Origin of the sequence: Gardnerella sp. KA00771, assembly GCF_049244045.1 — a bacterium.
In the GTDB taxonomy this organism is placed as follows: domain Bacteria; phylum Actinomycetota; class Actinomycetes; order Actinomycetales; family Bifidobacteriaceae; genus Bifidobacterium; species Bifidobacterium swidsinskii.
Window position 1 is genome coordinate 313,100 of sequence record NZ_CP058368.1, and the last position, 25,016, is coordinate 338,115.

Sequence of the window (25,016 nt, forward strand, 5' to 3'; positions counted from 1 at the left end):
GATAAAACTATGAAAACTACGAAAGCCCCGGAATTAAACCGCCAGGAGGATTAATAGTCAAATACCCGTTTGCAACGTCAACTTCCGGCACAATAGCTTCAACAAATGGCACGAGCGCTGTTTTATGTTCTTCGTCAACCGGATGATCTAAACGGATTTTCAGTAACGATTGCGCGCCGTCGAGCACATCCACGACTTTTCCAATAATTTTAGGAGTAAGCCCAAGCTGATTTTCTTCGCACAAACGCGCTTGCAAACCGACCAAATCCTTAATATACCAAGCATTTTCGGCAGCAAGTTCTTGCGCATCTTCCGCATGCACATACAATTCAGTGCCATTAAGTGCTTCCGCATCGTTGCGATTTTGTGATTCTTCGAATAGTAAAATCCAACGATTTTTGAATGTTCTTGCGTTCTCAATAACGAACTCGCGCTCGCCGTCTGCAGTGCACAATACATTTCCTGGCTCAAAACGTTCGTAAGGCTCATCTGTAAAAATTTGTACAGTAACTTCGCCTTTTAAACCTTGGGCTTTACCGATACGACAAACCCTCAGCAGGTCATTACGACTTTGCTGAGGGTTGTCAAAAGATTGTTGGTCTAATGCCACGTTCATCTCACTTACGTACGTCCATAATGTCAACGCGCACATTGTGGTTGCTCAAAGCTTGCACAACAATGCGAATTGCATTAGCGGTATGACCATTGCGTCCAATAACGCGACCAATATCTTCAGGATTCACGCGTACTCGAAGCAATTCGCCGCGAGCATTTTCGTGAGAACGTACCGACACGTCATCTGGAAAATCCACGATGTTCTTAATGAGATGTTCAACAGCTTGAGCCAGCATGATTACTCAGCCTTTTCCTCGGCTTCGGCAGCTTCCGCAGCTTCAGCTGGGGCTTCTTCGGCTTCGTTTGCAGCGGCTTCAGCTGCAGCCTGAGCCTTAGCAGCGGCTTCAGACTTAGCGGCCTTCAGCTTCTGAGCTTCAGCTTCAACAGCTTCAACGCGAGCCTGTGCGTCTGGACCAGCTTCAGAAGTCTTCAACGTGCCTTCGGCACCGTCGAGACCCTTGAACTTCTGCCAGTCACCAGTGATCTTCAAGAGTTTCAACACTGGTTCGGTTGGCTGTGCGCCAACGCCAAGCCAGTACTGTGCGCGCTCAGAATCAATCTGAATCATAGATGGCTGCTTGTTTGGATCGTAAACGCCGATCTCTTCGATGGACTGACCGTTGCGCTTGTTGCGTGAATCAGAAATGACTACACGGTAGAAGGCATAGAACTTCTTGCCCAATCGCTTAAGACGAATCTTGGTTGCCAAAATGGCTCTCCTTATAACTAGAGTCGTGGAATTTCGTTCGGGTGTGGGGCACTCCTTGCGAGCTTCCACATGTTCCTCACGTGGTCGGGAAGAGGGCGCCGATTCACGCGAATAACTTATCTATTATGCCTGCGCGCTTGGACGTTTTTATCTAGTGATTGTAGGCCGATTGCTGCGATGTATGCTAAGTGATCAGTGCCGTCGACAACTACATTCTTTTGCCATAGTGCGTTAGATTTACAGTTTTTTGCGCAAAATAGCACATGGTCAAGTGTAAGATTTGGCCACTTAAGCCATGTAGGCCATGTGCGTAGACGCTTTCCAAGCGAAAGCGCAACGTCTGTAAATCCGTATTTCAAAAGCGAGCGAAAGCTTGGGTGGTCGACTGTGGAATTAAGATCGCCAGTAACAATAGTAAGAGTTGCTAAATCGCAAGTTTTCGAAGTAGATTCGTCAGCGCATTCGTTAGTGCAATCGGCGAAAGAATCAGTAGTAGAATCAATAGTCGCAAGTGCGCGAATTCCATTACTCCAAGCAGCACACCCACGCATCGGTGACTTTGGATGTGCAGAAGCAAATTTCACCAAAACTTTTTCATTTGCACCAAAATCTAAGCAAGTTGTAACGCTTGGTACGCTTGCAGCTTCAATTTTTACGGAATTATTGCAAGTAGAAATCGCGGAATATTGCGTAAAAATAGCGTTGAATCCGCCGTTATTATGCTCACTTTGCGCACCTACGCACGAAGTTGGAAAAATTTCGTATATTCCAAGTTTTTCAAGATTTTTTACTAAAGACTCGCTTAATTCTTGTAAAAGTAACGTATTTACGTGATATTTTTTCGTTATTTCTATTATTTCGGATGCACTCGCTTTTCCGTATCTGCAGTTAAGAGTCATCACGCGTATTTCTTGATGCCGTTCCTTGCAGCTTTTGCGCGACGATTTGCTTTCGTGCAACCTACGCAATCTTTCAAACCAGTACGGCGTATGCGACTTAAGCGAAATCAAAAATAGCGCAGCGTAAGCAACGCATAAATATCCGTAAGATTTCGCGTAAGATTGTGCTAAATTAAGCGATTTCGTTACTTTCTCTGCGCAGCATGTATACAGCAAAAAAGCGCCAAAATTACACAAAAACAGTGCTCCCACAACGTAAGTTGCAAGTGGAAGCAACGCAATAACATACGGAAGTGGGTTATATTTATCCGCACCTGCTGGCAGCCAACGCATCAGCTGCCACAAAAGAAGCGGCACAAATATAACCCACAAAAACGCCAATACTAAAATCATCGACCGAATAAGCCAGCTAATCCGCCGCCAAAGTTAGGTGGCAGTTGATTATCTTGATTTGCGTCTTCGGAATTCATAAGTTCCTTAAGTCCTTCAGGAAGATTCTGAAGATTTGGTTGCTGTGGCTTTGCAAAAGCAGAACCTGCAACATCGTCGCTAGTAGATTCGCCAGAAAGACGCTCACGCAACGCGCGCTCTTCAGCTTCCCTGCGCATTGGATTTCCGGACTTTCCGACCTTCTTCTTGCCTTTCTTGTCTTTGCGCTTCGACTTACTGCCGGCTCCACCGAATCCAGGAATGCCGCCCATGCCAGGCATTCCAGCTCCACCGCTCATTCGCTTCATCATTTTTGCAGCCTGTTCGAAACGTTGCAAAAGTGCATTAACTTGCGAAACGCTCACACCTGATCCGGCAGCAATTCTCGCGCGGCGAGATCCGTCAATAATCTTTGTATTTCTACGCTCTTGAGGAGTCATAGAGCGAATAATCGCCTCAGTGCGGTCAATTTCCTTATCGTCAAACTGCTCAAGCTCTTGACGGTGGGCAGCCATTCCAGGCATCATGCCCAAAAGCTTCTTCATTGAGCCAAGCTTACGAACTTGCTGAAGTTGCTCCAAAAAGTCATCCAAACCAAAGCTGCCTTCAGCTATTTTTGCAGCAGCCTTGCGCGATTCTTCTTCGTCGAACTGCTTCTGTGCGTGCTCAATAAGCGTTAAAATATCGCCCATATCGAGTATGCGTGAAGCCATTCGATCAGGATGGAAGATTTCAAAATCTTTCAAACCTTCACCTGTAGAAGCAAACAAAATCGGCTTTCCAGTAACGCTTGCAACCGAAAGTGCAGCACCGCCTCGAGCGTCGCCATCAAGCTTAGAAAGCACAACGCCAGTAAAGTTCACGCCATCGTTAAAAGCTTGAGCAGTGCGAACAGCATCCTGACCAATCATTGCATCAATAACAAACAGCACTTCTTGCGGTTGCACGGCATCGCGAATATTGCGTGCCTGCTTCATGAGCTCTTCGTCAACACCCAAACGACCTGCGGTATCAATAATCACAGTGTCATACATTTTTTCGCGCGCATAATTAATAGAATCGCGCGCAACCTTAACTGGGTCGCCTTTAGTGAACCATGGCAAAGAAATCGCGCTTCCGCCTGTTTGCACGCCCTTTTCTGGAGCAAATACAGGAACTCCTGCGCGCTCGCCAACAACTTGCAGCTGCGTGACTGCATTAGGTCGTTGCAAATCTGCTGCTACAAGCAAAGGAGTATGGCCTGCATCCTTCAGCCAGTAGCCTAGCTTTCCAGCAAGCGTAGTTTTACCCGCACCTTGCAAACCTGCAAGCATAATTACAGTTGGAGGATACTTCGCAAAATTAAGTTGCCTATCTACACCTGCGCCCAATACTTGCGTAAGCTCGTCGTTTACAATTTTCACAACTTGCTGAGCTGGGTTTAAAGCGTGCGAAACTTCCTCACCAAGAGCGCGCTCGCGAATTCGAGCAGTGAATGAGCGGACTACTTCCAACGCAACGTCTGCATCGAGAAGTGCGCGGCGAATTTCGCGAATTGTGCCGTCAATATCGGATTCTGATAGCTTGCCTTTGCTGCGCAAATGCTTAAAAGCATTGGAAAGGCGGTCTGTTAACGAACTAAATGCTGCCATAGTTTTCCATTCTACCTGTTGTTGCTAACGTAACTTTTGTGCAATTGCTAACTTGATTTGCTAACTAATACTTTTGCGTTACTTTCGTTTATTGCAAATGCCAAGATGATTCTTGCGAAGTATCGACAATTACAATTCCTGCGTTATTTAACGCGTCGCGAATAGCATCTGCAGTAGCAAAATCCTTTGCTTTTCTAGCATCTGCTCTAGCTTTAAGTTGCAAAGTAATTAAAGAGTCCAAAGCTGAGTGTTCTTTGCTTTCCTTGCCGTTTGAGCCTTCTGCAGGCGATTGATTATCGTTCGAAGCCCACGTTTTTGCGTAAGGATCCAAGCCCAAAGTATCTAACATAGCTCGCACTTGCAAAACAGCGAAATATATGAGCTTTTGTACGCTTTCGCTTTGTGCTTGTGAAGAATCTTTGCTGCAGTCGTCAATAAGAGTATTTCCTTGACGAATTGTAGTAAATATTTCTGCGATTGCGCCAGAAACGTTAATGTCATCGTTCATAGCGCGAGTGAAATCTTCCGGAAGCTCGTCTGCGTTAACAGAGCGCACTTCTTCGCAAGTTGGCTTCTTGTCAAGCAATCTGTCAGCTCTCTCGAGGAAGTTCATAATGCGATCATAAGCCGATTTTGACTCCACCAAAGCTTGGTCAGACCACTCCAACATTGCGCGATATTGCACTGCTCCCAAAGCATATCGCACAACCCAAGCCGAATTATTTGCCAAAACTACTGGTACGGAAAGCCCATTTCCCAACGATTTTGACATTTTTTCACCTTTGGCGGTAACCCATGCTGAATGCATCCACACATTGGCGCTTTCCCATCCAGCAGCACGCGTTTGTGCCATTTCGTTTTCGTGGTGAGGGAAACGCAAATCCAGGCCGCCTCCGTGAATATCGAAATCATTTCCAAGATAACGATGGCTCATAGCAGAGCATTCAATATGCCAACCAGGGCGTCCCTCGCCAAAAGGAGTTTTCCAGCGCGCATCCGGCTGATCGAAATCGCAAGGTGCTTTCCAAAGTGCGAAATCCCTAGGATCGTGTTTGTCTGGTGAAGCATCTGCAGGATCTGTTGGATTGTAAATATCGTTTTCGGCAGCGTCTACGCTTGGACCTTTCGCGTCTGCGATAGCTGCGGCTTCATCTGCGCAAGTTTCATTTTGGTTCTGATTTTGGTGCGTTAATTCGCCGTAATGCTCCCAACTTGGCACGTCAAAATAAACATTTCCAGTAGGATTTCCGTCATTGTCTTTAATAACATATGCGTGACCGCGTTCGATTAAGCGTTCAATCAGCTCAACCATGTCTGTAATATGACCTGTTGCGCGTGGCTCAACTGTTGGCGCAAGCACTCCTAAAGTATTGTAGGATTTTGTAAATTCGCGCTCGTAAATATATGCTCGTTCCCACCAATTTTGCCCTGATTCGTTGGCTTTTTTCATAATTTTGTCGTCAATATCTGTGACGTTTCTAACAAACGTGACTTTGTATCCTAAACGCAGCATCCAGCGACGGATTATATCGAATGCGATCGCTGCGCGAATATGACCAATATGCGGAGAACTTTGCACTGTTGCGCCGCACACGTACATGCCTACTTGACCATGCTTTTTAGGTACGAAAGTGTTCGTTGAATGTGAAGCCGTGTTGTATAAGTGCAGGTTTTCTGCGGCTTTAGTAACTTTTGCAGTCTCTTCGTTCAAACTCTTATTAAGCATAATTGCTATTATAAATGCTTCTTTATACTGCGATTTGGCATTGCTTTGTCTATTACTCCAAACGTGCGCAACTTTTCTCGCGTTGGCGCGACGGCCTGCTTGAGCGTAGCACAGCGCGCGCGAAAGCAACTCGGAGCGGAAACTCGCTTAGGTTGGAAGTCCAGTGGACTTCCAACGCGAGTTTCGTAAGCGAGTGCTTATAGTGCGAGCTTGTGGTTTGGCACTCCAAATGTGGGGAACTTATCTCGCATTTGGAGCGTTATCCGTTGCGCAGTGCTCAGGTATATCGTCGCGCTCGCTGTTTCCCACACAGCCCAAGTATCAGCCAAGTAACAAGCTCAGTAGATAGAGCTAATATGATTCCAGTGTTACGTTGCGAATACTTATTAACTACTCGCGCGAATACGCCACTCCCAAAGAATTGGTAATTAGTAACTAGTTTTTATTTTGTTCGTTACTGAAAGGAATATCATGGCTGAGATTTCATCTGCTCTTATGACGGACATGTATGAATACACTATGCTCGACGCTGCTCTTAAAGACGGCACTGCAAATCGCAAGTGCGTTTTTGAAATTTTTACGCGCCACTTGCCTCAAGGTCGTCGTTACGGAGTCGTTGCCGGCATGGGTCGCATTTTGGAAGAGCTGCAAAAATTCCATCTTTCGGAAGATGATTTGCGTTTCTTAAGTGATCGTAAAATTGTTAGCGCAGAAACCATTGAATGGCTGGAAAATTTCCGATTCCACGGTAAAATTTCCGGTTATCGCGAAGGGGAGATGTTCTTCCCTAACTCGCCAATTTTGCAAGTAGAAGGCACTTTTGGTGAGTGCACTTTGCTTGAAACTGTGCTTCTTTCTGTGCTTAATTATGATTGCGCGGTTGCGTCTGCCGCAGCACGTATGGTTTCTGTCTCCGCAGGTCGTCCTTGCACGGATATGGGCGGCCGTCGCACAAACGAATATTCTGCAGTTGCTGCATCTCGCGCAGCGGTTATTGGCGGTTTTAAGGGAACCGCAAACTTGCTTGCTGCAAAACTTTACGGATTGAAGGCAATCGGAACCGCAGCTCACTGCTTTACTCTTGTTCACGACACTGAGCGTGACGCTTTCACTTCTCAAATTGCCGCTCTTGGCAAAGGCACTACGCTTCTTGTTGACACTTATAATATTGAGGAAGCTGTAAAGACAGCTGTGGAAGTTGCAGGCCCTGATCTTGGTGGAATTCGTATTGATTCTGGAGATTTGTGCGCTTTGGCTCGTCGCGTAAGAAATCAGCTCGACGAGTTGGGTGCTAAAAACACAAAGATTACAGTTACTAATGATTTGGACGAGTATGCTCTTGCTTCCTTACAAAATGCGCCTGTGGATTCTTACGGCATCGGCACAATGCTTGTAACCGGCTCCGGTGCTCCAACTTGCGCAATGGTTTATAAGCTTACTGAGCGCGAGGGAGCAGATGGTGTAATGCAACCTGTTGCTAAGCGTTCTAAGAATAAAGCGACTGTGCCTGGACGTAAGTTGGCGTATCGTTCATACGATTACAGCAACGATTCTTGCGGTGTAGCTGATTGCGAACGCGTGATTTCTGGTTCGGAAGTTGCGCTCGCTCAGTTTAAGCCTAAGGATTCGTGGGAAAATCTGCTAGTTGATTACATGGTCGACGGTGAAGCTGACGAACAGTTTATGGGTCACGATGCGATTATGCGCGCACAGGATTATTGCGCTTCTGCTTTGAAGCGACTGCCTTTGGCTGCGCAAAGTTTGATGCGCGGAGACCCTGCAATACCAACAGAAATTCAAGTACTGTAAAAGTACTATAAATTAATCTTTTTAAAACTAAACTTTACTAAATAACTAAATAAGATTCGCAAATAATTTTCGCGAATAATTCGTAAATAATTCATGCGTAAAGACTAACGTTTCTGACAGCTTTTTTGAGCGTTTGTTGCGATAATGCTTTATGCTTGATTTTGCTAATAAAATTCAATTAAATTTTAGTGCGCTACGAAATTCGTTACACAATGCGTTACGAAAGGATGCGATATGTTTTCATCTTTAGAAGCAGATAATGCGTTAGATGCTGTTATGGAATCTGGTTCGCAATCCGCAGATCCAGATTCTGGTTCCGGCACAAGCACTTCTGTTCTAGAACGTCCAGAAGTTGACGAAGATGCTCGTCTAGATGATGGTGGTAATGCAGATCGTTTTGCGCACTATGTGTCAAAAGACAGAATTGAAGAGTCGCGCTTAACTGGTCGACCAGTGGTAGCTTTATGCGGTAAAGTGTGGATTCCTCGACACGAAGCAAATGACTACCCAGTTTGCCCTGAATGCAAGCGCATATACGAGGAATTAGGAAAGTTTAATTTTTAAGTAATTATGCTGCGTATTTAAGTAGTTTATATTGCGTATTAGCGTTACTTCTATCTTTAACGATAAAAGTAACGCTATTTTTTAATATATTTTTGTTCTGAGCGCAATGGGTGATAATCTAAAAGCATGACTATAGCTGTGTGCCCCGGCTCGTATGATCCAGTCACTGCCGGCCATTTAGACGTAATACAACGTTGTACGCATCTATTTGATGAAGTACATGTGCTAGTTGCGGTAAATGCCGCAAAGACTCCGTTATTTTCTGAATCTGAGCGCGTAAAAATTATTCAAGAAGCAATAAATAATTTGCCGCAATCTCAAAATAGCTTCAATCGCGATTGCAAAATAGTAGTAACTTCAACAGCTGGTTTGATTACTGACTACTGTACAAAAGTTGGTGCTACAGTAATCGTAAAAGGCTTACGTCAAAACGGTGATTATGAGGCAGAACTTGGAATGGCACTAGTGAACCGCAAATTAGCAGGTATCGAAACGCTTTTCCTACCTGCTGATCCTGTGCTTGAGCATGTTTCAAGCTCTGTGGTTAAAGATGTTGCTCGTCATGGGGGAAATGTTACTGGCATGGTTCCAGATAACGTAATACCCTTATTAAAAAAGCTTTTTAGTGAGCAATCATTAGGCGTAGATAATAATTCATCTATGCTGAACAATTGAACAGGAGAGTAGAAGATGACAAATAAAAATGAACTTACTGACGTGACTTCTGGATTATCTAGTGAAGGAGACGACACGATGGAGCGTGAAGTGCAAGTTGATCGCAATCAAAAGCTTCCATTACATCCGGTTCTCGCAGATGAAGAAGATGCTCAAGACGGCGTTGTAAATACAACACATTCCGACGTGCGAAGTGCTCGTGAAGGCGACCTATTAGTTGATGCAGATGCTGACAATACAGAAACGTCATCTGTTGCGGCAGTTGGAAGTGTTTCTGCTGCGGAAGATGTGCGAGATAATGGCGTTGATAGTGCAAATCAGAACAAGAAAAATAGCAAAGCAGCTTCTTCGCCAGCATCATTTTCTCCTTTCCCTCTTCCAGATTTACGAGAGCGAGAAGATGGTGGCGTTATCGACTTTGAGGAAAATGAATCTGAAACTTCAAAAGTAGCTGCAGAAACAATAAGCGATGAAGCGCGTTCAAAGAGCCGCGCTGAATTTACTACAGTTTACGACATTATTGACGCAATGGAAGCAACTCTTTCGGAAGCCAAGAATGTTTTGTTTGCTGCAGGAATGGTAAAAATTGATCGCGATGAGTTCGTTGACCAGTTAGCGCGTTTGAAAGATATGCTTCCTGTGCAATTGGAGCGAGCTTCTGCGTTAATGCGAGAAGCAGAGCGACGTTTGCGTACAGCGCAAGCACAAGCAAGCTCTATTGTTTCTTCAGCGCAATCTCAATCTGCAGAAATAATTGAAGAAGCGCAAGAGCGTGCTCAATTTTTAGCAGGTCAAGAAAACGTAACGGCTTTAGCAAAACAGAAAGCTCGCGATATTCTCGCTACTGCGCAAGCAAAATCAGACAAGCTTACGCAAGGTGCGGATCAGTATTGCGCGACTGTTATGGAAGGCTTAAAGCAGCAGCTAGATAAATTAGAACAAGATGTGCAAGCGGGTCAGCGAGTGTTGGAAGATCGTCGTCGAGCTGCAGCGCACGTACAAAATGACATTAGCTCATCATTGTATGACGATGATGAAGAGGAAAGGAATTAGTAATGGCTTCGCATCCATCCCAATCACCATGGGCTGTTCCAGTAGCGCAAATGGCTGCGCGCGCTGGTAGTAGCATGTCGTTGCATCGCGTATTTCCGGCGCCGGAAGGTATTGGAGATTACGTTATTGGCGTAAAGCCAGGCAGTGATGTTATGGTTGATGGCGATTTTGATGCTGTGGTTGACGGCTTAATGTTTCAGGGCAGTATTACTGCCCCGGTGCATGCAGAATGTACTCGATGCTTGATGCCGCTTCGTCGCGATTGGAAAGTGGATGTGTGCGTATTCTTTCCATATGCTGACTCGCGTTCTAATCGTTCGGATAATCGCAATACTCGTGGCGATGCGGATGAAGCTGAATCGCAAATTTGGGATGAAAATGACGAGTCAGGCAATGTGTATCCTCTAGTTGCGGGTGGTGATTTTGCGGATATTGAGGCTCTTATTCGCGACGCGATGGTAAGTGAGCTGCCGTTGCAACCGTTGTGTGAGCCGGATTGTCGCGGACTTTGCTCTCAGTGTGGCGAAAACTTAAACGAGCATCCAGATCATCATCATGACGTTACGGATATTCGTTTTGCTGCTTTAGAGGATTTGAAAGCTCAGCTTGAGCAGAATGAAAAGCGCGACGACCTGCCTGAGCGCTGCGATTTAGCGCGCGAAGGCAACTCGGAGCGGAAACTCGCTTAGGTTGGAAGTCCAGTGGACTTCCAACGCGAGTTTCGTAGCGAGCGCTTAGAGCGCGAGCTTTTGCGCAAAACAGATTTCGCTTAAATCTCACTCAAGTTCACGTAAATTAGCAATTTGTACGGCGCTTGCTGTAATATACAGAACGCTTAAGCTCAATCGATTGAATGAAATAGAGGAAAGAATTATGGCACTGCCTAAGTACAAGACCTCGCGTGCTAATACGCATTCGCGTCGCGCTAATTGGAAGGCGTCTGCCGTGCAGACTGTGACTTGCCCGAACTGCGGTTCTCAGGCATTCCCACACATGGCTTGCCCATCTTGCGGAACCTTCCGTGGTCGTGTTTATCGTGAAGCTATTCGCTCCGAGCACACCAAGTAGGTTTTATTAATAGAAACCCTGCCATCGACGGGTGGCAGGGTTTTTCTTTTTCTTGCGTATTGTGGCTGTGAGGGGTGGGGTTGCTTGCGCGACGACCTGCTTTCGCGCAGCATTGTGCTCGCGAAAGCAACTCGGAGCGTGAGCTTGCTCAGATGGAAAGTCCAGTGGACTTTCCACGCAAGCTCAGCCGAGCGGCAATTAGCCGTGAGGACAGCGCTACGCTCTTATACCTTATTTGGACTTAGCGGTTGCATAGTTAAGTTTAGTTTTTTAGTTACTTTCTTTCAAAAATAGTTATTTATCAAAAAGATATTGCTATCGCTCCGCTTTTATATTGCTCGACCAAGCAACACCCACCCCTCACTACTCAGAAAATAGTTAGTGTTTTTTGTGGTGCGGTAGTTATTTTTGCTGTAGTGATGGCAGAGCAATACTGCTAGCGTTCTTTGATTGATAGTCGCTTATCGTATTCGAAGTATCGATGACAAAGTTCGCAAATCAGGTAAAGTTCGTAGTTACTTACGCGCGTCGAGTGCGTGCCAAGCGATTTCGGCGGCTGCGAGTTGCGCTTTTCGTTTGCTAGAGCCACTTCCGACTCCCAACACTTCGTCGCCATCCTTATGTGCCAAAACCGCGCGAGCTTCAAATACTGGAGCGTATTCTGGCCCAGAAACAGCCATTCGATACTCTGGATCTTCCAAACCCATATCGTGAGCTTTGACAGTAAGCGAAGTCTTCCAATCGAGAGCTGGTCCTTCAGTTAGCACTTCCGCCAAAGTGTCGTCAATCAAACGATGCACAACTCTGCGAGCTTCATCAATTCCATGTTCAACAAAAGTTGCACCAATAAGTGCTTCAACAATATCGCACAAAATTGAATCTTTATTATTTCCGCCCTGCTCCATTTCTCCGCGACCGAGAAGAATATACGCGCCAACATGCAGCTTTTCGCGCGCAACAGCAGAAAGCGCCCATTCAGACACAGCTTTCGCTCGCATCTTCGCAAGCTGACCTTCAGTCATGTCTGGGTGTGCAGAAAACAGCGTTTCTGTAGAAACTAACTCAAGCACAGCATCGCCCAAAAACTCAAGTCGCTCATAATTTCGTGTGCCAGGATGCTCGTGCGAGAACGAGCGGTGGGTGAGTGCTTCTACCAAAAGATCCGGCGAAATAGTTGTGCCTAAAGCGTTTAAAAGTTCCTGTGTTGGGTCTCCAGGACGTGTTTCACCGCCATCTAATCTCAAAACTCCATCTTCGTTGTGTTGCACATGCGAGTTGTTTTGATTATTTTGATTGTGTTTGCTCTGCATATTCTGCATATTCTGTTGATTGTTCTGAGTTTTCATAGCACGTATTATTATAGTCCTACTACCAACACAAGCGCTTTTAAGCTTCGCGTTCGCATTTGCGATTGCATTTTTCCATATTCCTTCTATATCCTTTCGTATAAGTGTTCAGCTATATTTGTGGATTATGCCTACGTATGATTTGGGATTAGAACGAGTTTCGCTAGAATTTGCTACAAAAACGATTTTTAAAGACGTTACTATTGGAGTTTTTGAAGGTGACAGAATCGGTATTGTTGGAAAAAATGGCGACGGAAAGTCAACGCTACTTCGACTACTTGCCGGTAAAATGCAGCCTGATTCTGGTCGCGTTACGAAGCGCGGAGGGCTTACTTTTGGCATGTTGGACCAGCGCGATCCATTGGACGATAACGCAACTGTGCGCGAGGCTGCTCTTGAAAATCGCGAAGATTACGAGTGGGCTGCAGATCAGCGTTCGCGCGAAATTGTAGAAGCGCTTCTTGGCGGCATAAATTTGGAAGCGAAAGTTGGAACGCTTTCTGGAGGTCAGCGCAGGCGCGCAGATTTAGCAAGATTATTGTTGCACGACTGGGATATTTTGGCTTTGGATGAGCCTACGAATCATTTGGACGTTGTGACGATTCATTGGCTTGCAGAGCATCTTCTTCACCGTTGGCAGGACGGTCAAGGTGCGCTTTTGATTGTGACGCACGACCGCTGGTTCTTGGACGAGGTTTGCACTTCGATGTGGGAAGTGCACGACGGCGTAATTGATCCTTTCGAGGGTGGTTACAGCGCTTATATGATGCAACGTGTAGAGCGCGAACGCCAAGCGGATGTGCGCGAAGAGCGTCGCAGGAATTTGGCGAGAAAAGAGTTAGCTTGGCTTTCCAGGGGTGCTCGTGCGCGTTCTACTAAGCAAAAGTTCCACGTAAAGCAAGCGCGCGAGCTTATTGCAGATGTGCCGCCGCTAAGAGACACTCTTGAATTGAAGAAAATGGCAACTTCGCGTCTTGGTAAGCAAGTTGTTGATTTAATTGACGTTACGCAAATTTTCGATAGCGCTCAGCAGTTAAAAAATATCGATCCGGATATTGCAGAAAACGCATCTTTAGGTGAAGATAATGCAGAAAAATCAAATAAAGTCGATATCGTAGAATCTGCTTTTGCGCAACCAACTCACGTGGGAAGCGTTACTATTGCCGTTGACGAAAATCAAGAAAATTCTCTTGAAAATTCTGCGGAAAATACTTCGGAAAATACTGCTACGAGCGTAGAAAACATTGCAGAAACTTCAGCTGCATCGCGCAAAACTATTACTGGACGCATGATTTTAGACGATGCAACTTGGCTTATAGGTCCAGGCGATCGTTTTGGAATTGTGGGTGCGAATGGAGCAGGAAAATCAACATTATTAAACATTATTGACGGATCTCTAAAGCCTACGCTTGGACACGTAAATATTGGCAAGACTGTAAAATTTGCCGTGCTTTCGCAGCGGCTAGAAGAGCTTGAAAAGCTTGGAAAATATAAAGTAAAAGAAGTTTTAAGTCGCTATAAGCCTAGCTATATTATTGATGGCAAAGAAGTGACCCCAGGTCAGCTTATGGAAAGGCTTGGTTTTAAGCCCGAGCAGCTTATGACACCAATTGCGGATCTTTCGGGCGGTCAAAAGCGACGTATGCAGCTGCTGCTGATTTTGCTAAACGAACCAAACGTGCTGATTATGGATGAGCCTGGAAACGATCTCGATACTGACATGCTTGCAGTTATGGAAGATTTGCTCGATACTTGGCCTGGCACTTTGATTGTTGTTTCGCACGATCGCTACTTGCTTGAGCGCGTAACAGATCAGCAATTTGCGCTTATTGACGGCAAAATTCGTCACCTTCCAGGCGGTGTAGATGAGTATTTGCAAATTGTAGAAAAGCTGCAACGCGATCACGAAAATAGTAGTGGTACTACTGGTACTGTTGGCGCTTCAAGTACTGCGAATGCTTCGAGTGCTGCAAATTCTACAACTAAAGAAAGTTCAGAAAGTACAGTAATTGAGCCCAAACTTACCGGCAAAGCCTATCACGATGCTGCAAGGCGAGTTTCAGCAATCGAGCGAAAACTTACAAAGCTTGAAGAAGAAAAGTCGCAAATTGAAGCGCAAATGGCTGCGCATAACCCAAGTGACTTTGTTGGACTTCAATCTCTTAACGAAGATCTCCAAAAAAACGAGCAAGAAGCAAGTGCTCTTGAGGATGAGTGGATGGAGCTTTCTGAGCAGCTTTAGTACAAAATTGCTGCGTGCTAAGAAGATGAAATAGAAGATAACAGCCACGTGCTAAATTTGTGAGGTATGACTCAAATCAAGGATATGTTGGAATCTGTAAAACCAATTCGCGTTGACGGTCGTGATGTTGACGAGCTCCGACCTGTGCACATAACACGTAAATTTACTGATGTTCCTGAAGGCTCTGTGCTTATTGAGTGTGGCAATACGCGCGTAATGTGTACCGCAACTTTTACGGTTGGTGTGCCTCGTTGGCGTAGAGATTCCGGTTTGGGTTGGGTAACTGCCGAATATTCTATGCTTCCTAGAGCAACAGCTGAGCGAACTGATCGCGAATCTGTGCGTGGAAAAATTGGTGGTCGCACTCACGAAATTAGTCGTCTTATTGGTCGCTGCTTGCGCGGTGTAGTCGATATGAAAGCGATGGGTGAGTGCCAGATTCAAATTGATTGCGACGTGTTGCAAGCGGATGGTGGAACTCGTACTGCTTCCGTAACTGGAGCTTATGTAGCTTTGGTAGATGCGCTTCATTGGGCAGAAAAGAATGGTCATATTCGCTCTGCTGCAAATGTTATTAAGGATTCTATTTCCGCTGTCTCTGTAGGCGTTATTAACGGCACTCCTATGCTGGATTTGCCTTATGTTGAGGACAGTCAAGCTATGACAGATATGAATGTAGCTATGACAGGTTCCGGTACTTTCATTGAAATTCAGGGCACTGCAGAACATCGTCCATTTAATCGCGACGAATTAAATACGTTACTTGATTTGGCAACTAAAGGTAATCGTGAATTGCAAGCTGCTCAAAAAGCCGCTTTAGCAAAATAGAAGAGATTGAAGGAGAACGGGCGTGAAGCTTATTGTGGCAACACATAATGAGGGAAAACTCGTTGAAATCAAGCAAATTTTAGAGGAGCAATTGTCGAAACTTGCAGACAGTTTCGAGTTAGTAACTGCAGGTTCTCTTGGCTTGCCTGATCCTGTGGAAACTGGCGTGACTTTTGAACAGAATGCTTTGCTCAAAGCGCGTGATGTTGCTGCAAGAACAGGTTATCCCGCTATTGCAGACGATTCGGGTCTTATCGTTGATGTGCTTGGTGCTGCCCCTGGTATTCTTTCTGCTAGGTGGAGTGGTGTGCATGGAGATGATAAAGCTAATAATGAGCTTCTTTTGCGCCAACTTTCTGATATCCCAGATCAATGTCGTACTGCTCGTTTTCGTTGTGCTGCAGCTCTTGCTATTCCGGATGGGTGCAGTGAGGTTCCTGAAGGCAGTGTTATGTCGCATTCTCATGGCTTTGAGACTGTTCGAGTCGGAGAAATGGTTGGTCACTTGTTGTGCGAGGCGCGCGGAATTAATGGTTTCGGCTATGATCCGCTGTTTGTGCCAGATCTTCAGCCTATTCGCGATGGTGTGCAAATGAAAGGTTTGACTAGTGCAGAGCTGACTCAAGAAGAAAAGAATGCTATTTCGCACAGAGGTAATGCTTTGCGCGCGCTTTTGCCGGAGTTGCAGGCATTATTTATTACTGAATAAGCGAAAAATTTCGTGCGCGAGATGGGACTTGAACCCACACGTCGTAAGACACAGGAACCTAAATCCTGCGCGTCTACCATTCCGCCACTCGCGCATAGACTCATATAAACAATCGAGCGAATAAAAACAAATCAAAAGTATTAATACACTCGAGTGAGTCAGAGAGCCACTTGACAGAATCGAACTGTCGACCTTCTCATTACGAGGGAGACGCTCTACCGACTGAGCTAAAGTGGCATGTTGCCCGAGACGCATTCGCGACTCGCGCACAAATCAAACACTATATATCATATTTTTGAATTTGTCCAATTTGGCGCGTCGTGCAACAGATAATGCTCCAAATGTGAGATAATTTCCTCGCGTTTGGAGTGATAAACCACAGATAACCCTCCAAATGCAGGGTAGGTTGCGCGCGTTTGGAGCACTGCACATCCTCAAACTACAAATTTTTATGTGTAAATTATCAGTGTGATTGTGTTCATTTTTGTGTTAAGCTTCGCGTGTTTCTGTCTGCTTTTGTGAGTATCTTGTGAATTGGACTATAGTGACGGTTGCTGTCACGTCAGTTGAAGAAATGAAAGGACCTTACAATGGCCATCAATCCGCCAGTTGACGCCGTAAAAACCCCAGAGTGGGCTGCATTGCAGAAGCATTACGACGAGTTGCAATCAGAAGGCGTTTGCCTGAAGAAGTGGTTTGCAGAGGATGCAAATCGCGTGGATAAGTTGAGCTTCGAAGCTGGAGATCTCCACTTCGATCTTTCTAAGAATTTAATTAAGCCTGAAACTCTGAAGCTTTTCGCAGATCTTGCAAAGGCAGTTAAGCTTGACGAGCGCACTAAGGCAATGTACACCGGCGTGCACATTAACAATACTGAAGATCGTGCAGTTTTGCATACTGCTTTGCGTCGTCCTGCAGAGGATGCTGGCAAGTTCATTGTTGACGGCCAGGATACTGTTGCAGATGTTCGTGAAGTGTTGGGTCGCATTTACGATTTCGCTAACGAAGTTCGCTCCGGCGCTTGGAAGGGCGTTACCGGCAAGAACATTAAGACTGTTGTAAACATTGGTATCGGCGGTTCCGACTTGGGTCCGGTCATGGTTTACGAAGCTTTGAAGCCATACGCTGACGCTGGTATTAGCGCTCGCTACGTTTCTAACATTGATCCAAACGACATGGCCGAAAAGACCAAGGATTTGGATCCAGAAACCACTTTGTTCATCATTGTTTCCAAGACTTTCACCACCTTGGAGACTTTGACCAACGCTCGTACCGCTCGTACCTGGTTGCTTAATAAGCTTCAGGAGTGCGGCGCTATTGACGGCAGCGACGCAAAGAAGGCTGAAGCTGTTGCTAAGCACTTCGTAGCTGTTTCCACCAACCTTGAAAAGGTTGCAGAGTTCGGCATTAACCCAACCAACGCCTTTGGCTTCTGGAACTGGGTTGGCGGTCGTTACTCCGTGGACTCCGCTGTTGGTACTTCTTTGGCCGTTGTTCTCGGCCCAGAGCGCTTTGAGGAGTTCTTGAAGGGCTTCCACGCAATCGATACTTACTTTGCTGAAACCCCATTCGAGAAGAATGTTGTGGTTCTTCTTGGTATGCTCAACGTTTGGTACCGCAACTTCTACAAGGTTGCTTCCCACGCTGTGCTTCCATACGATCAGTACTTGCACCGCTTCCCAGCTTATTTGCAGCAGCTCACTATGGAATCCAACGGTAAGTCTGTTCGCTGGGATGGTACTCCTGTAACAAGCGAAACCGGCGAAATCTTCTGGGGCGAGCCAGGCACCAACGGTCAGCACGCTTTCTACCAGTTGATTCACCAGGGCACTCAGCTTATTCCAGCTGATTTCATTGCATTTGTGAACACGCCAAATCCTACTAAGGATGGTGATCAGGACGTTCACGAGCTCTTCTTGGGTAACTATCTTGCACAGACCAAGGCTCTTGCATTCGGTAAGACTGCTGACGAAGTTCGCGCAGAAGGCACTGCAGAAGAGATCGTTCCAGCTCGCGTATTCAGCGGCAACCGTCCAACCACTTCCATCTTCGGCGAAGCTTTGACCCCATTCGCTTTGGGTGAATTGATTGCTCTCTACGAGCACATCACCTTCGTTGAAGGCACTGTTTGGGGCTTGGATTCTTACGATCAGTGGGGCGTGGAGCTTGGCAAGCAGCTTGCAAAGCAGATTACTCCTGCAATTTCTCAGGATGATGACGCTTTGGCAGCTCAGGATGCTTCTACGCAGAGCTTGATTCGCTTCTATCGCGCTCATCGCAAGTAAGATAGTAGTCATATAAGCAATCGTTTTTAGTGATTGTTGGTTTATAAGTCTCTTGGCGTTAATTCGTCAAGAGACTTTTTGTTTAGCATCTGTCGCTGAGTTTTATAGGTCTCAAGTGCATTGCAATGTGTTTTGCTGCATGTTGACACAACTGCAACAATAATTTATAATAAGCACGGTCGGTAGGTAAGGCTACCACGGGGATAAGGGTTGCTGCCGCAACACAGTGGAGACACTGCACGCTGGTTAACAGTCGTTGTCGAATTTAAGGCTTCGACTAATGCAACGCCACCGCCCTGCGAAGCTGAAGCTTGAACGACGTGGCACGCTTAACATGCATTTGTGTGTTTTGGTGCGTCTCTGTTCTCTTGTAAACCTCCGATTCAATGATGAAGATTTGCGCCGGCAGCGCACTAACTTAAGGAGGTGATTTGCCGTGAAACATGACAGTAAAAGCCATAATTCTAGTACTCGTACTGATGAAGGCTCCGACACTATTGGCAGTAGTAGTTCGGATGTTCCTCCTGAATATATGAAGCCGGCAATCACCGAATTTAGGTTGCAAAACTTGTGAAATATATAACTTACGAATACAACTTGCGAAATATAATTTACGAAGTTAAAACGTGAGTTCTAGTTATTTGCGCCTGTAACGTAATCAATGGTGATACGGCTACGCAAGAATTTACACAAGAAAAGTTACGCAGATCTTTACGCAAGAATTTACGAAAATCTAAATAGAAATCCGCATAGAAATCTCAATAGATATCTGCGTAATAAATGAATAGAAATAAAAAATACATGAAGGTGAACCCACTTATTGCCTATTCGAGGACTTTATTATGACCGTATTTACAACTTCGCGCAAAGAAAGCGCAGGTGCGCAAGTCGACGAGAACACTCGTTTCTGGTCGGATATTATTGTGTGCGTTGGCATTATTGCCGTTTTTGGCGTAACTGCCTTCCTTATTCAGCGCATAAATCAGCCGATTGGTCCAAGTGGCATACCATCTAAGGTATCCACGGACTTAATCAATCTGCCTTACTACACTTTGCGCTCAGTATTTCGCATGCTGATCGCATTAGTTGCATCTCTTATATTTACTATTGTTTATGGCTCTCTTGCAGCTCGCAGTCGTAGGCTTGGCAAGGTGCTTATTCCTCTTCTAGATATTTTGCAATCAGTTCCAATTCTTGGCTTCCTTTCGGCAACTGTCACTATTTGGTTGGTAATTTTTCCTGGATCGATGCTTGGTGTTGAAGCCGCTTCGATTTTTGCTATTTTTACGAGTCAAGCATGGAATATGACTTTTTCGTTCCACCGTTCGCTGCTCAGCGAGCCAAAGGAACTGGATGAGGCAGTTCGTAGTTTGCAACTCACGCATTGGCAACGTTTCTGGGTGCTAGACATGCCTAACGCAATGATTCCGCTGCTTTGGAATTGCATGATGTCTGTTGGAGGCGGATGGTTCTTCCTTACAGCTTCGGAAATGATTTCCGTAAATAATCACACTTACGCTCTTCCTGGCATCGGTAGTTTTGTGGCACAAGCTGCTGCCGAAAATAAGCTTGGTCTTATTTGGTGGGCTATTGTGTCGATGGTGATTGTTGTTTTGGCACTTGACTTCTTCTTGTGGAAACCGCTTACAGCTTGGGCTGAGCGTTTCCGCATTACGCAAAGCGCATCTGATAATGAGCGTCACAGTGCTATTTTGACTCTTATTCGTCACTCTCATGCAGATGAAGTTATTAGTAAGCTGTTTTTGCCAATTCGCGAGTGGCTTGAAAAAGTAACGCGCCCATTCGGTCGCACAGGCTCCAAGTGGCCTCATAAGGCTGCTCAGCATAAGCTTGGTGATTGGGTATTCAACGTTATTATGCTAATTATTGTGGCTGCTGGCGCCGCCCATATGCTTTACTTTGTGTATACAACTGCAGGTTTGCATGAGTTCATTACTGCAGGCATGCTTGGTGGCATCACTTTTATGCGCGTTGCTGCGTTGATTTTAATAAGCTCGCTTATTTGGGTTCCTGTTGGTGTTGTAATCGGCATGAATCCTAAGATTTCGCGTATTATGCAGCCTATAGTGCAAATTCTTGCTAGCTTCCCAGCAAACTTCATCTTCCCGTTTGCTATGGCTTGGTTTATGTCTTGGCATATTGATCTTGGTTGGGGAAGTATTATTTTGATGGCTCTTGGTACGCAATGGTACATTCTGTTCAATGTTATTGCAGGTGCTAGTGCTATTCCGGATGATTTGCGTGAAATGACGCGCAGCTTCCGCTTGGATCGTACTTTGCGATGGAAGACGCTTATTTTGCCGTCTATTTTCGGTTCATGGTGCACTGGCGGTATTACAGCTGCAGGCGGTGCTTGGAATGCTTCGATTGTGTCTGAGATTGTGGAATATGGAAAGAACCACATGGAAACTCAGGGTTTGGGTGCATATATTACTAATGCAACTACTTTAGGAGATTCTGCGCGCACTTTAGTTGGCGTAACTGTTATGAGCTTGATTGTTGTTTTAAGCAACCGATTATTCTGGTCGCCAATGCAACGTATTTCCGAAAAACGTTACGTATTGAATTAGATTGACTAACAAATCGACTAATAAATTTACTAATAAATCGCTTAAAATAACAAAATTTTATGGAAAAGATTGGCAAAATTATGAATACTTTAAAGAGCAATGCAAAAAAGGTGCAATCCTCAATTACAAGCGATATTATCGACGCAAAGCACATCAGTCAAAGCTTCACTTCTGACAGTGGCACTACTCAGCACGTTTTGCACGATATTTCTTTCACTCTTCGCGAGGGTGAAATCGTGGCAATATTGGGACGTTCTGGTGCTGGAAAATCAACTTTTCTACGCACAATGGCTGGTCTTGTGCAGCCAACAGAAGGCACAGTAACATATCGCGGACGCGAGCTGACAGGCCCAAACCCAGGAGTTGCAATCGTATTTCAAACCTTCGCTCTTATGCCGTGGCTTACAGTACAAGACAATGTGGAACTTGGCTTGCGTGCTAGAGGTGTTAGTAAAGAAAAGCGTACTGAGCTTGCTTTAGCTGCAATTGATGCAATCGGTTTGGATGGCTTTGAAACAGCGTATCCTAAGGAACTTTCCGGCGGTATGCGTCAGCGAGTTGGTATTGCGCGCGCGTTGGTGCTGAGACCAGATGCATTGTTTATGGACGAGCCGTTCTCTGCTCTCGATGTGCTTACTGCTGAAAACTTGCGTCAGGAAGTTCTTAAGTTGTGGTCTAGCGAGGAGCGAGATATTAAGTCTGTGCTTATTGTGACGCACAATATTGAAGAAGCTGTGCAAATGGCTGATCGCGTTGTGGTTCTTGGATCTCATCCAGGTCACTTAATTGCTGATGTGAATGTTGATTTGCCTCGTCCTCGAGATAAGCACAGTGCTGAATTTGAAGCGATGGTTGATAATTTGTATGCTATTTTGACTGGTTCTGCTCCAGAAAGCACTGCAGAGCAAGACGCTTCCGAAGATGCTGATTCTCAAGATCAAGCAAATAATGCAACTAATGAAGATGCTGAAGATAACGAAGCTGCAGCAATTGCAGATATGCTTATTCAGCGCCACCATGACGATGAAGATGAAGATAAGCAAAGTGAGGATGAAGCTGAAGCAGGTGAGACAAAGACAGAGCCTGTGGCTGTTCGTTTGCTTCCAAACGCTACACCAGGTGGTATGGCTGGTTTGCTTGACGTGATTTCTGAAAGCCCAGATGGCATTGATTTGGCTGATTTGGCAGCTGATTTGTCGTTTGAGATTGATGATTTGTTCCCACTTGTTGATGCTGGCACGATGCTTAATTTGCTTACTGCAGAAAATGGTCATATTACTATCACTTCTGAGGGTGAAGAGTGGCATAATGCCGATATTTTGCACAGTAAGCAAGTTTTTGCTCGTCTTGCGATTGAACATGCGTCTCTTGTGCACGCAATTGATCAAGCTTTGAGTAGGAATCGTAACGGAAAGCTTCGTGGCGAGCTGATTTTGGATTTGTTGCGCAGTAAGCACACGGATGCTTTGGCGCGTCAGCAGTTTGATATTGCAATTAGCTGGGGTCGTTACGGCGAGTTGTTTGATTATGACGCTGATGATGACGAGTTGACTCGTACAGTTGAAACTGCTCCTCTCGATGGAGTTGTGCGCTGAAATAGTGCGGAATAGTGCGGAATTATGCTCAATAATGTCCATTATTGAGCATAAATTTGGTACTTGTATGCTTTCGATAAAGGGATGCCGCATAGTTCTTTTATCTTTTAGGTCTAGTCGCTTCTTATTTAAGATTGCGCGGATCGGAAGTCCCCTAAAAAGCGAACTTTTTGGGGAAAGATTTGCGTAGCACATTTGTTGCTAACGCTTACTATGCGTCGATATGCGGCGGCGATGGAGGAATATTATGGTAAATGCTGTAGAAGCATTTGATGCTAAGCATCTTAAGGCTGCTGAAGAAATTCCAGCTTTCCGTCCTGGCGATACCGTTGACGTCAACGTTAAGATTCAGGAAGGCAACAACACTCGTATTCAGACTTTCACCGGCGTTGTGATTGCTCGTAAGGGTGCTGGCGTGCGTGAAACTTTCGTTGTTCGTAAGGTGAGCTTCGGCACTGGTGTTGAGCGTCGTTTCCCACTTCATTCTCCAGCTATCGATTCGATTAAGCTGGTTCGTAGCGGTCGCGTTCGTCGCGCTAAGCTGTACTACTTGCGCGCTTTGCGTGGTAAGGCTGCTCGTATTGCTGAGCGTCGCGATAACTCTGCTAAGTAAAATAGAACTTATGTGAAGGGTATTTGTTATGACTGATGACACGCAAATTAGCGATACTCATATCGTTTCAGTAGCGGGTCATGGTATAGATCCTTCACCGGTTCCACCAGAGCCGGAAGGAGATTTACCTTCCGGCTCTCGCATGTTTAAGCGCAAAAATAGAAAAGGTAAGCATTTTGCACATTCTAAGCGTGCTAAAAATGACCGCCTAACTTTGCGCGATGCTATAACATGGTTCGGTATTCCAGTATTAGTAGTGATACTTATTCGTGTGTTCCTATTTGGAGCTTACACAATTCCTTCTGGCTCTATGCTAGATACTATTCATATTGGTGATTATGTTATTACGACTAAGCTAACTCCGCGCTTATTCCCATTAAAGCGTGGAGATATTGTTGTTTTTGAGGATCCTGCACATTGGTTGAGTGGTGAAAATTCTTCCGGTGTTGTTGGCAAGGATTTAATTAAGCGTCTTATTGGTTTGCCTGGGGATACTGTTGAGTGTAAAGGCGCTGGGCAGCCTATTGTTGTAAACGGTGTTCCAATACGAGAATCTTCCTATATTCGTCCTGGTGTTGACCCGAGTGCTTTTCCGTTTAAAGTAAAAGTTAAAGCTGGTCACGTGTTTGTTTTGGGCGATAATCGTTCTAATTCTGCGGATTCACGATATCATCGCAATGATGGCGATGATGGCTTAGTTCCGATTTCCAAAATCGAGGGCGTTGCTGTGTTTAGATCGTGGCCGCTTGATCGAATTGGTCTTTTAGACGAACACCATGATGATTTTAAAGATGTGCCTGATCGTCCTGCAAAATAAAAAGTATTAACGCAATGAGTATTAACGAAATTGTGTTAGCGCGACTTGTATCTACTGATTTTAATTATGTCAAATAAATCATCCAATATACCGCTTGTTCCATCATTTAAATATGAGCAAGATCTGCTTTGCGAAGGCTATGATTGGGTTATTGGTCTTGATGAAGTAGGAAGAGGCTCTCTTGCAGGTCCTGTGATGGTAGGAGCTGCAGTTATTGGAATTAAACAAGTAAAAGAAAACTATATGCCTGAAGGCTTAGCTGATTCTAAATTGCTGAGTGAAAAGCGTCGAGAAGAGCTTTATGAACCGTTGCAAAAATGGTGTACAACTTGGGCAGTCGGGTCTTGCACTAACACAGAAATTGATGAGTGGGGTATTAGCTATGCTCTTGGTGTTGCTGCATTAAAAGCAATTTCTAAAGTTGAGGAAGATATTAAAAAGCTAAGTTTTAGCGTAAATGCGAATACGCGTGAGAATACGCGTGAGAATTCAAACTTTCGTATTGCAGCAATATTGGATGGACCTTGCGATTATATTGACAAAGTCGCAAATACTTTTGACGCTCCTTACATTCCTGAGCCTGTAAAAGTCCATACTTTAGTAAAAGCAGACAGACAGTGTGCGAGCGTAGCTGCAGCTGCAGTTTTGGCAAAAGTTACTAGGGATAATCTTATGGTATCTCTTGCTAAAAATCCGAAATATGCAGCCTACGATTGGGCAAGTAATAAGGGTTACGGCTCTTTAGCTCATCGCAATGCCATTAAAAAAGTAGGACCTAGCGATTTGCATAGACTGTCTTGGCATCTATAAGC

The 25,016-nt window shown here is 45.2% G+C and carries 23 protein-coding genes, 2 tRNA genes and 1 riboswitch; of the genes, 16 read left to right on the plus strand and 9 right to left on the minus strand.

From position 1 onward, the window contains the following. Positions 1-16: 16 nt before the first annotated feature. The 6 genes from rimM to cysS form a co-directional block, all read right to left on the minus strand. A complete protein-coding gene (gene rimM, locus HXT57_RS01455) occupies positions 17-616 on the minus strand; it encodes a ribosome maturation factor RimM (RefSeq protein ID WP_033888578.1) in 600 nt (199 codons plus the stop codon). Between the two features lies 1 nt (position 617). After that, entirely contained in the window at positions 618-851 is a 234-nt protein-coding gene (locus HXT57_RS01460) for an RNA-binding protein (protein WP_421783623.1), read from the minus strand. Between the two features lie 2 nt (positions 852-853). Next, positions 854-1,324, minus strand: coding sequence for a 30S ribosomal protein S16 (gene rpsP, locus HXT57_RS01465; RefSeq protein WP_033888579.1), 471 nt, complete (start codon positions 1,322-1,324; stop codon positions 854-856). Positions 1,325-1,440: 116 nt separating this feature from the next. Continuing rightward, the gene (locus HXT57_RS01470) at positions 1,441-2,616 is read right to left on the minus strand and encodes an endonuclease/exonuclease/phosphatase family protein (RefSeq protein ID WP_004110263.1); all 1,176 of its coding nucleotides are present in this window, start codon (positions 2,614-2,616) and stop codon (positions 1,441-1,443) included. Next, on the minus strand, positions 2,613-4,283 hold the full coding sequence (ffh, locus tag HXT57_RS01475; protein WP_004110266.1) for a signal recognition particle protein: 1,671 nt from the start codon (positions 4,281-4,283) through the stop codon (positions 2,613-2,615). Before ffh ends, HXT57_RS01470 begins: the two co-directional genes overlap by 4 nt. An 88-nt stretch (positions 4,284-4,371) precedes the next feature. Next, positions 4,372-6,009, minus strand: a complete 1,638-nt coding sequence (gene cysS / locus HXT57_RS01480) for a cysteine--tRNA ligase (protein ID WP_116432045.1) — start codon at positions 6,007-6,009, stop codon at positions 4,372-4,374. A 471-nt stretch (positions 6,010-6,480) separates the two neighbouring features. On the opposite strand from cysS, the gene HXT57_RS01485 reads away from it, so the two are divergent. From HXT57_RS01485 to rpmF, 6 genes are all read left to right on the plus strand, one after another. Continuing rightward, entirely contained in the window at positions 6,481-7,818 is a 1,338-nt protein-coding gene (locus HXT57_RS01485; protein ID WP_421783625.1) for a nicotinate phosphoribosyltransferase, read from the plus strand. Between the two features lie 234 nt (positions 7,819-8,052). Next, complete coding sequence (locus tag HXT57_RS01490; RefSeq protein WP_004110275.1) at positions 8,053-8,382, plus strand: DUF3039 domain-containing protein; 330 nt, start codon at positions 8,053-8,055, stop codon at positions 8,380-8,382. 126 nt (positions 8,383-8,508) lie between these two features. Beyond that, complete coding sequence (coaD, locus tag HXT57_RS01495) at positions 8,509-9,057, plus strand: pantetheine-phosphate adenylyltransferase (protein WP_012913867.1); 549 nt, start codon at positions 8,509-8,511, stop codon at positions 9,055-9,057. Between the two features lie 15 nt (positions 9,058-9,072). Further along, positions 9,073-10,110 (plus strand): hypothetical protein, encoded by a 1,038-nt coding sequence (locus HXT57_RS01500; protein WP_004110279.1) that lies wholly within the window; start codon positions 9,073-9,075, stop codon positions 10,108-10,110. A 2-nt stretch (positions 10,111-10,112) separates the two neighbouring features. Then, a complete protein-coding gene (locus HXT57_RS01505) occupies positions 10,113-10,799 on the plus strand; it encodes a YceD family protein (RefSeq protein ID WP_421783627.1) in 687 nt (228 codons plus the stop codon). Positions 10,800-10,983: 184 nt separating this feature from the next. Further along, on the plus strand, positions 10,984-11,178 hold the full coding sequence (gene rpmF / locus HXT57_RS01510) for a 50S ribosomal protein L32 (protein WP_004574042.1): 195 nt from the start codon (positions 10,984-10,986) through the stop codon (positions 11,176-11,178). A 515-nt stretch (positions 11,179-11,693) separates the two neighbouring features. On the opposite strand, the gene rnc is transcribed toward rpmF, so the two are convergent. Further along, positions 11,694-12,524, minus strand: coding sequence for a ribonuclease III (rnc, locus tag HXT57_RS01515; protein WP_116994885.1), 831 nt, complete (start codon positions 12,522-12,524; stop codon positions 11,694-11,696). A 127-nt stretch (positions 12,525-12,651) separates the two neighbouring features. On the opposite strand from rnc, the gene HXT57_RS01520 reads away from it, so the two are divergent. The 3 genes from HXT57_RS01520 to HXT57_RS01530 all read left to right on the plus strand — a co-directional run bounded on the left by HXT57_RS01520 (position 12,652) and on the right by HXT57_RS01530 (position 16,303). Beyond that, entirely contained in the window at positions 12,652-14,766 is a 2,115-nt protein-coding gene (locus HXT57_RS01520) for an ABC-F family ATP-binding cassette domain-containing protein (RefSeq protein WP_116994884.1), read from the plus strand. 66 nt (positions 14,767-14,832) lie between these two features. Beyond that, complete coding sequence (gene rph, locus HXT57_RS01525; protein ID WP_012913873.1) at positions 14,833-15,594, plus strand: ribonuclease PH; 762 nt, start codon at positions 14,833-14,835, stop codon at positions 15,592-15,594. Between the two features lie 22 nt (positions 15,595-15,616). Beyond that, entirely contained in the window at positions 15,617-16,303 is a 687-nt protein-coding gene (locus tag HXT57_RS01530) for a non-canonical purine NTP pyrophosphatase (RefSeq protein WP_119522414.1), read from the plus strand. Between the two features lie 13 nt (positions 16,304-16,316). On the opposite strand, the gene HXT57_RS01535 is transcribed toward HXT57_RS01530, so the two are convergent. Both HXT57_RS01535 and HXT57_RS01540 read right to left on the minus strand, forming a co-directional pair. Further along, a tRNA-Leu gene (locus HXT57_RS01535) sits at positions 16,317-16,397 on the minus strand. A 70-nt stretch (positions 16,398-16,467) separates the two neighbouring features. Beyond that, positions 16,468-16,540 (minus strand) — tRNA-Thr (locus HXT57_RS01540). A 353-nt stretch (positions 16,541-16,893) separates the two neighbouring features. Between HXT57_RS01540 and pgi the strand changes: the two genes are divergently transcribed. The 7 genes from pgi to HXT57_RS01575 all read left to right on the plus strand — a co-directional run bounded on the left by pgi (position 16,894) and on the right by HXT57_RS01575 (position 25,014). Beyond that, a complete protein-coding gene (gene pgi / locus HXT57_RS01545; protein WP_116440361.1) occupies positions 16,894-18,588 on the plus strand; it encodes a glucose-6-phosphate isomerase in 1,695 nt (564 codons plus the stop codon). 170 nt (positions 18,589-18,758) lie between these two features. Next, positions 18,759-18,915, plus strand: a riboswitch (M-box (ykoK) riboswitch). 109 nt (positions 18,916-19,024) lie between these two features. After that, positions 19,025-19,162 carry a hypothetical protein gene (locus HXT57_RS01550; RefSeq protein ID WP_162861117.1) on the plus strand — a complete coding sequence of 46 codons (138 nt, stop codon included), beginning with the start codon at positions 19,025-19,027 and terminating at the stop codon, positions 19,160-19,162. Positions 19,163-19,430: 268 nt separating this feature from the next. After that, positions 19,431-21,179 (plus strand): ABC transporter permease, encoded by a 1,749-nt coding sequence (locus tag HXT57_RS01555; protein WP_116431906.1) that lies wholly within the window; start codon positions 19,431-19,433, stop codon positions 21,177-21,179. Positions 21,180-21,259: 80 nt separating this feature from the next. Then, complete coding sequence (locus HXT57_RS01560; protein WP_116432044.1) at positions 21,260-22,774, plus strand: ATP-binding cassette domain-containing protein; 1,515 nt, start codon at positions 21,260-21,262, stop codon at positions 22,772-22,774. A 247-nt stretch (positions 22,775-23,021) separates the two neighbouring features. Further along, positions 23,022-23,387 carry a 50S ribosomal protein L19 gene (gene rplS / locus HXT57_RS01565; protein ID WP_004105329.1) on the plus strand — a complete coding sequence of 122 codons (366 nt, stop codon included), beginning with the start codon at positions 23,022-23,024 and terminating at the stop codon, positions 23,385-23,387. A 28-nt stretch (positions 23,388-23,415) separates the two neighbouring features. Continuing rightward, entirely contained in the window at positions 23,416-24,204 is a 789-nt protein-coding gene (gene lepB / locus HXT57_RS01570) for a signal peptidase I (protein ID WP_004110299.1), read from the plus strand. A 66-nt stretch (positions 24,205-24,270) separates the two neighbouring features. Next, positions 24,271-25,014, plus strand: coding sequence for a ribonuclease HII (locus HXT57_RS01575; protein WP_004110301.1), 744 nt, complete (start codon positions 24,271-24,273; stop codon positions 25,012-25,014). Positions 25,015-25,016 lie beyond the last annotated feature (2 nt).

Coding starts and splice junctions, on each gene's coding strand:
- rimM (WP_033888578.1), bottom strand. CDS start 616: ATGAACGTGGCATTAGACCAACAATCTTTTGACAACCCTCAGCAAAGT.
- HXT57_RS01460 (WP_421783623.1), bottom strand. CDS start 851: ATGCTGGCTCAAGCTGTTGAACATCTCATTAAGAACATCGTGGATTTT.
- HXT57_RS01470 (WP_004110263.1), bottom strand. CDS start 2,616: ATGATTTTAGTATTGGCGTTTTTGTGGGTTATATTTGTGCCGCTTCTT.
- ffh (WP_004110266.1), bottom strand. CDS start 4,283: ATGGCAGCATTTAGTTCGTTAACAGACCGCCTTTCCAATGCTTTTAAG.
- cysS (WP_116432045.1), bottom strand. CDS start 6,009: ATGCTTAATAAGAGTTTGAACGAAGAGACTGCAAAAGTTACTAAAGCC.
- HXT57_RS01485 (WP_421783625.1), top strand. CDS start 6,481: ATGGCTGAGATTTCATCTGCTCTTATGACGGACATGTATGAATACACT.
- HXT57_RS01490 (WP_004110275.1), top strand. CDS start 8,053: ATGTTTTCATCTTTAGAAGCAGATAATGCGTTAGATGCTGTTATGGAA.
- coaD (WP_012913867.1), top strand. CDS start 8,509: ATGACTATAGCTGTGTGCCCCGGCTCGTATGATCCAGTCACTGCCGGC.
- HXT57_RS01500 (WP_004110279.1), top strand. CDS start 9,073: ATGACAAATAAAAATGAACTTACTGACGTGACTTCTGGATTATCTAGT.
- HXT57_RS01505 (WP_421783627.1), top strand. CDS start 10,113: ATGGCTTCGCATCCATCCCAATCACCATGGGCTGTTCCAGTAGCGCAA.
- rpmF (WP_004574042.1), top strand. CDS start 10,984: ATGGCACTGCCTAAGTACAAGACCTCGCGTGCTAATACGCATTCGCGT.
- rnc (WP_116994885.1), bottom strand. CDS start 12,524: ATGAAAACTCAGAACAATCAACAGAATATGCAGAATATGCAGAGCAAA.
- HXT57_RS01520 (WP_116994884.1), top strand. CDS start 12,652: ATGCCTACGTATGATTTGGGATTAGAACGAGTTTCGCTAGAATTTGCT.
- rph (WP_012913873.1), top strand. CDS start 14,833: ATGACTCAAATCAAGGATATGTTGGAATCTGTAAAACCAATTCGCGTT.
- pgi (WP_116440361.1), top strand. CDS start 16,894: ATGGCCATCAATCCGCCAGTTGACGCCGTAAAAACCCCAGAGTGGGCT.
- HXT57_RS01555 (WP_116431906.1), top strand. CDS start 19,431: ATGACCGTATTTACAACTTCGCGCAAAGAAAGCGCAGGTGCGCAAGTC.
- HXT57_RS01560 (WP_116432044.1), top strand. CDS start 21,260: ATGAATACTTTAAAGAGCAATGCAAAAAAGGTGCAATCCTCAATTACA.
- rplS (WP_004105329.1), top strand. CDS start 23,022: ATGGTAAATGCTGTAGAAGCATTTGATGCTAAGCATCTTAAGGCTGCT.
- lepB (WP_004110299.1), top strand. CDS start 23,416: ATGACTGATGACACGCAAATTAGCGATACTCATATCGTTTCAGTAGCG.
- HXT57_RS01575 (WP_004110301.1), top strand. CDS start 24,271: ATGTCAAATAAATCATCCAATATACCGCTTGTTCCATCATTTAAATAT.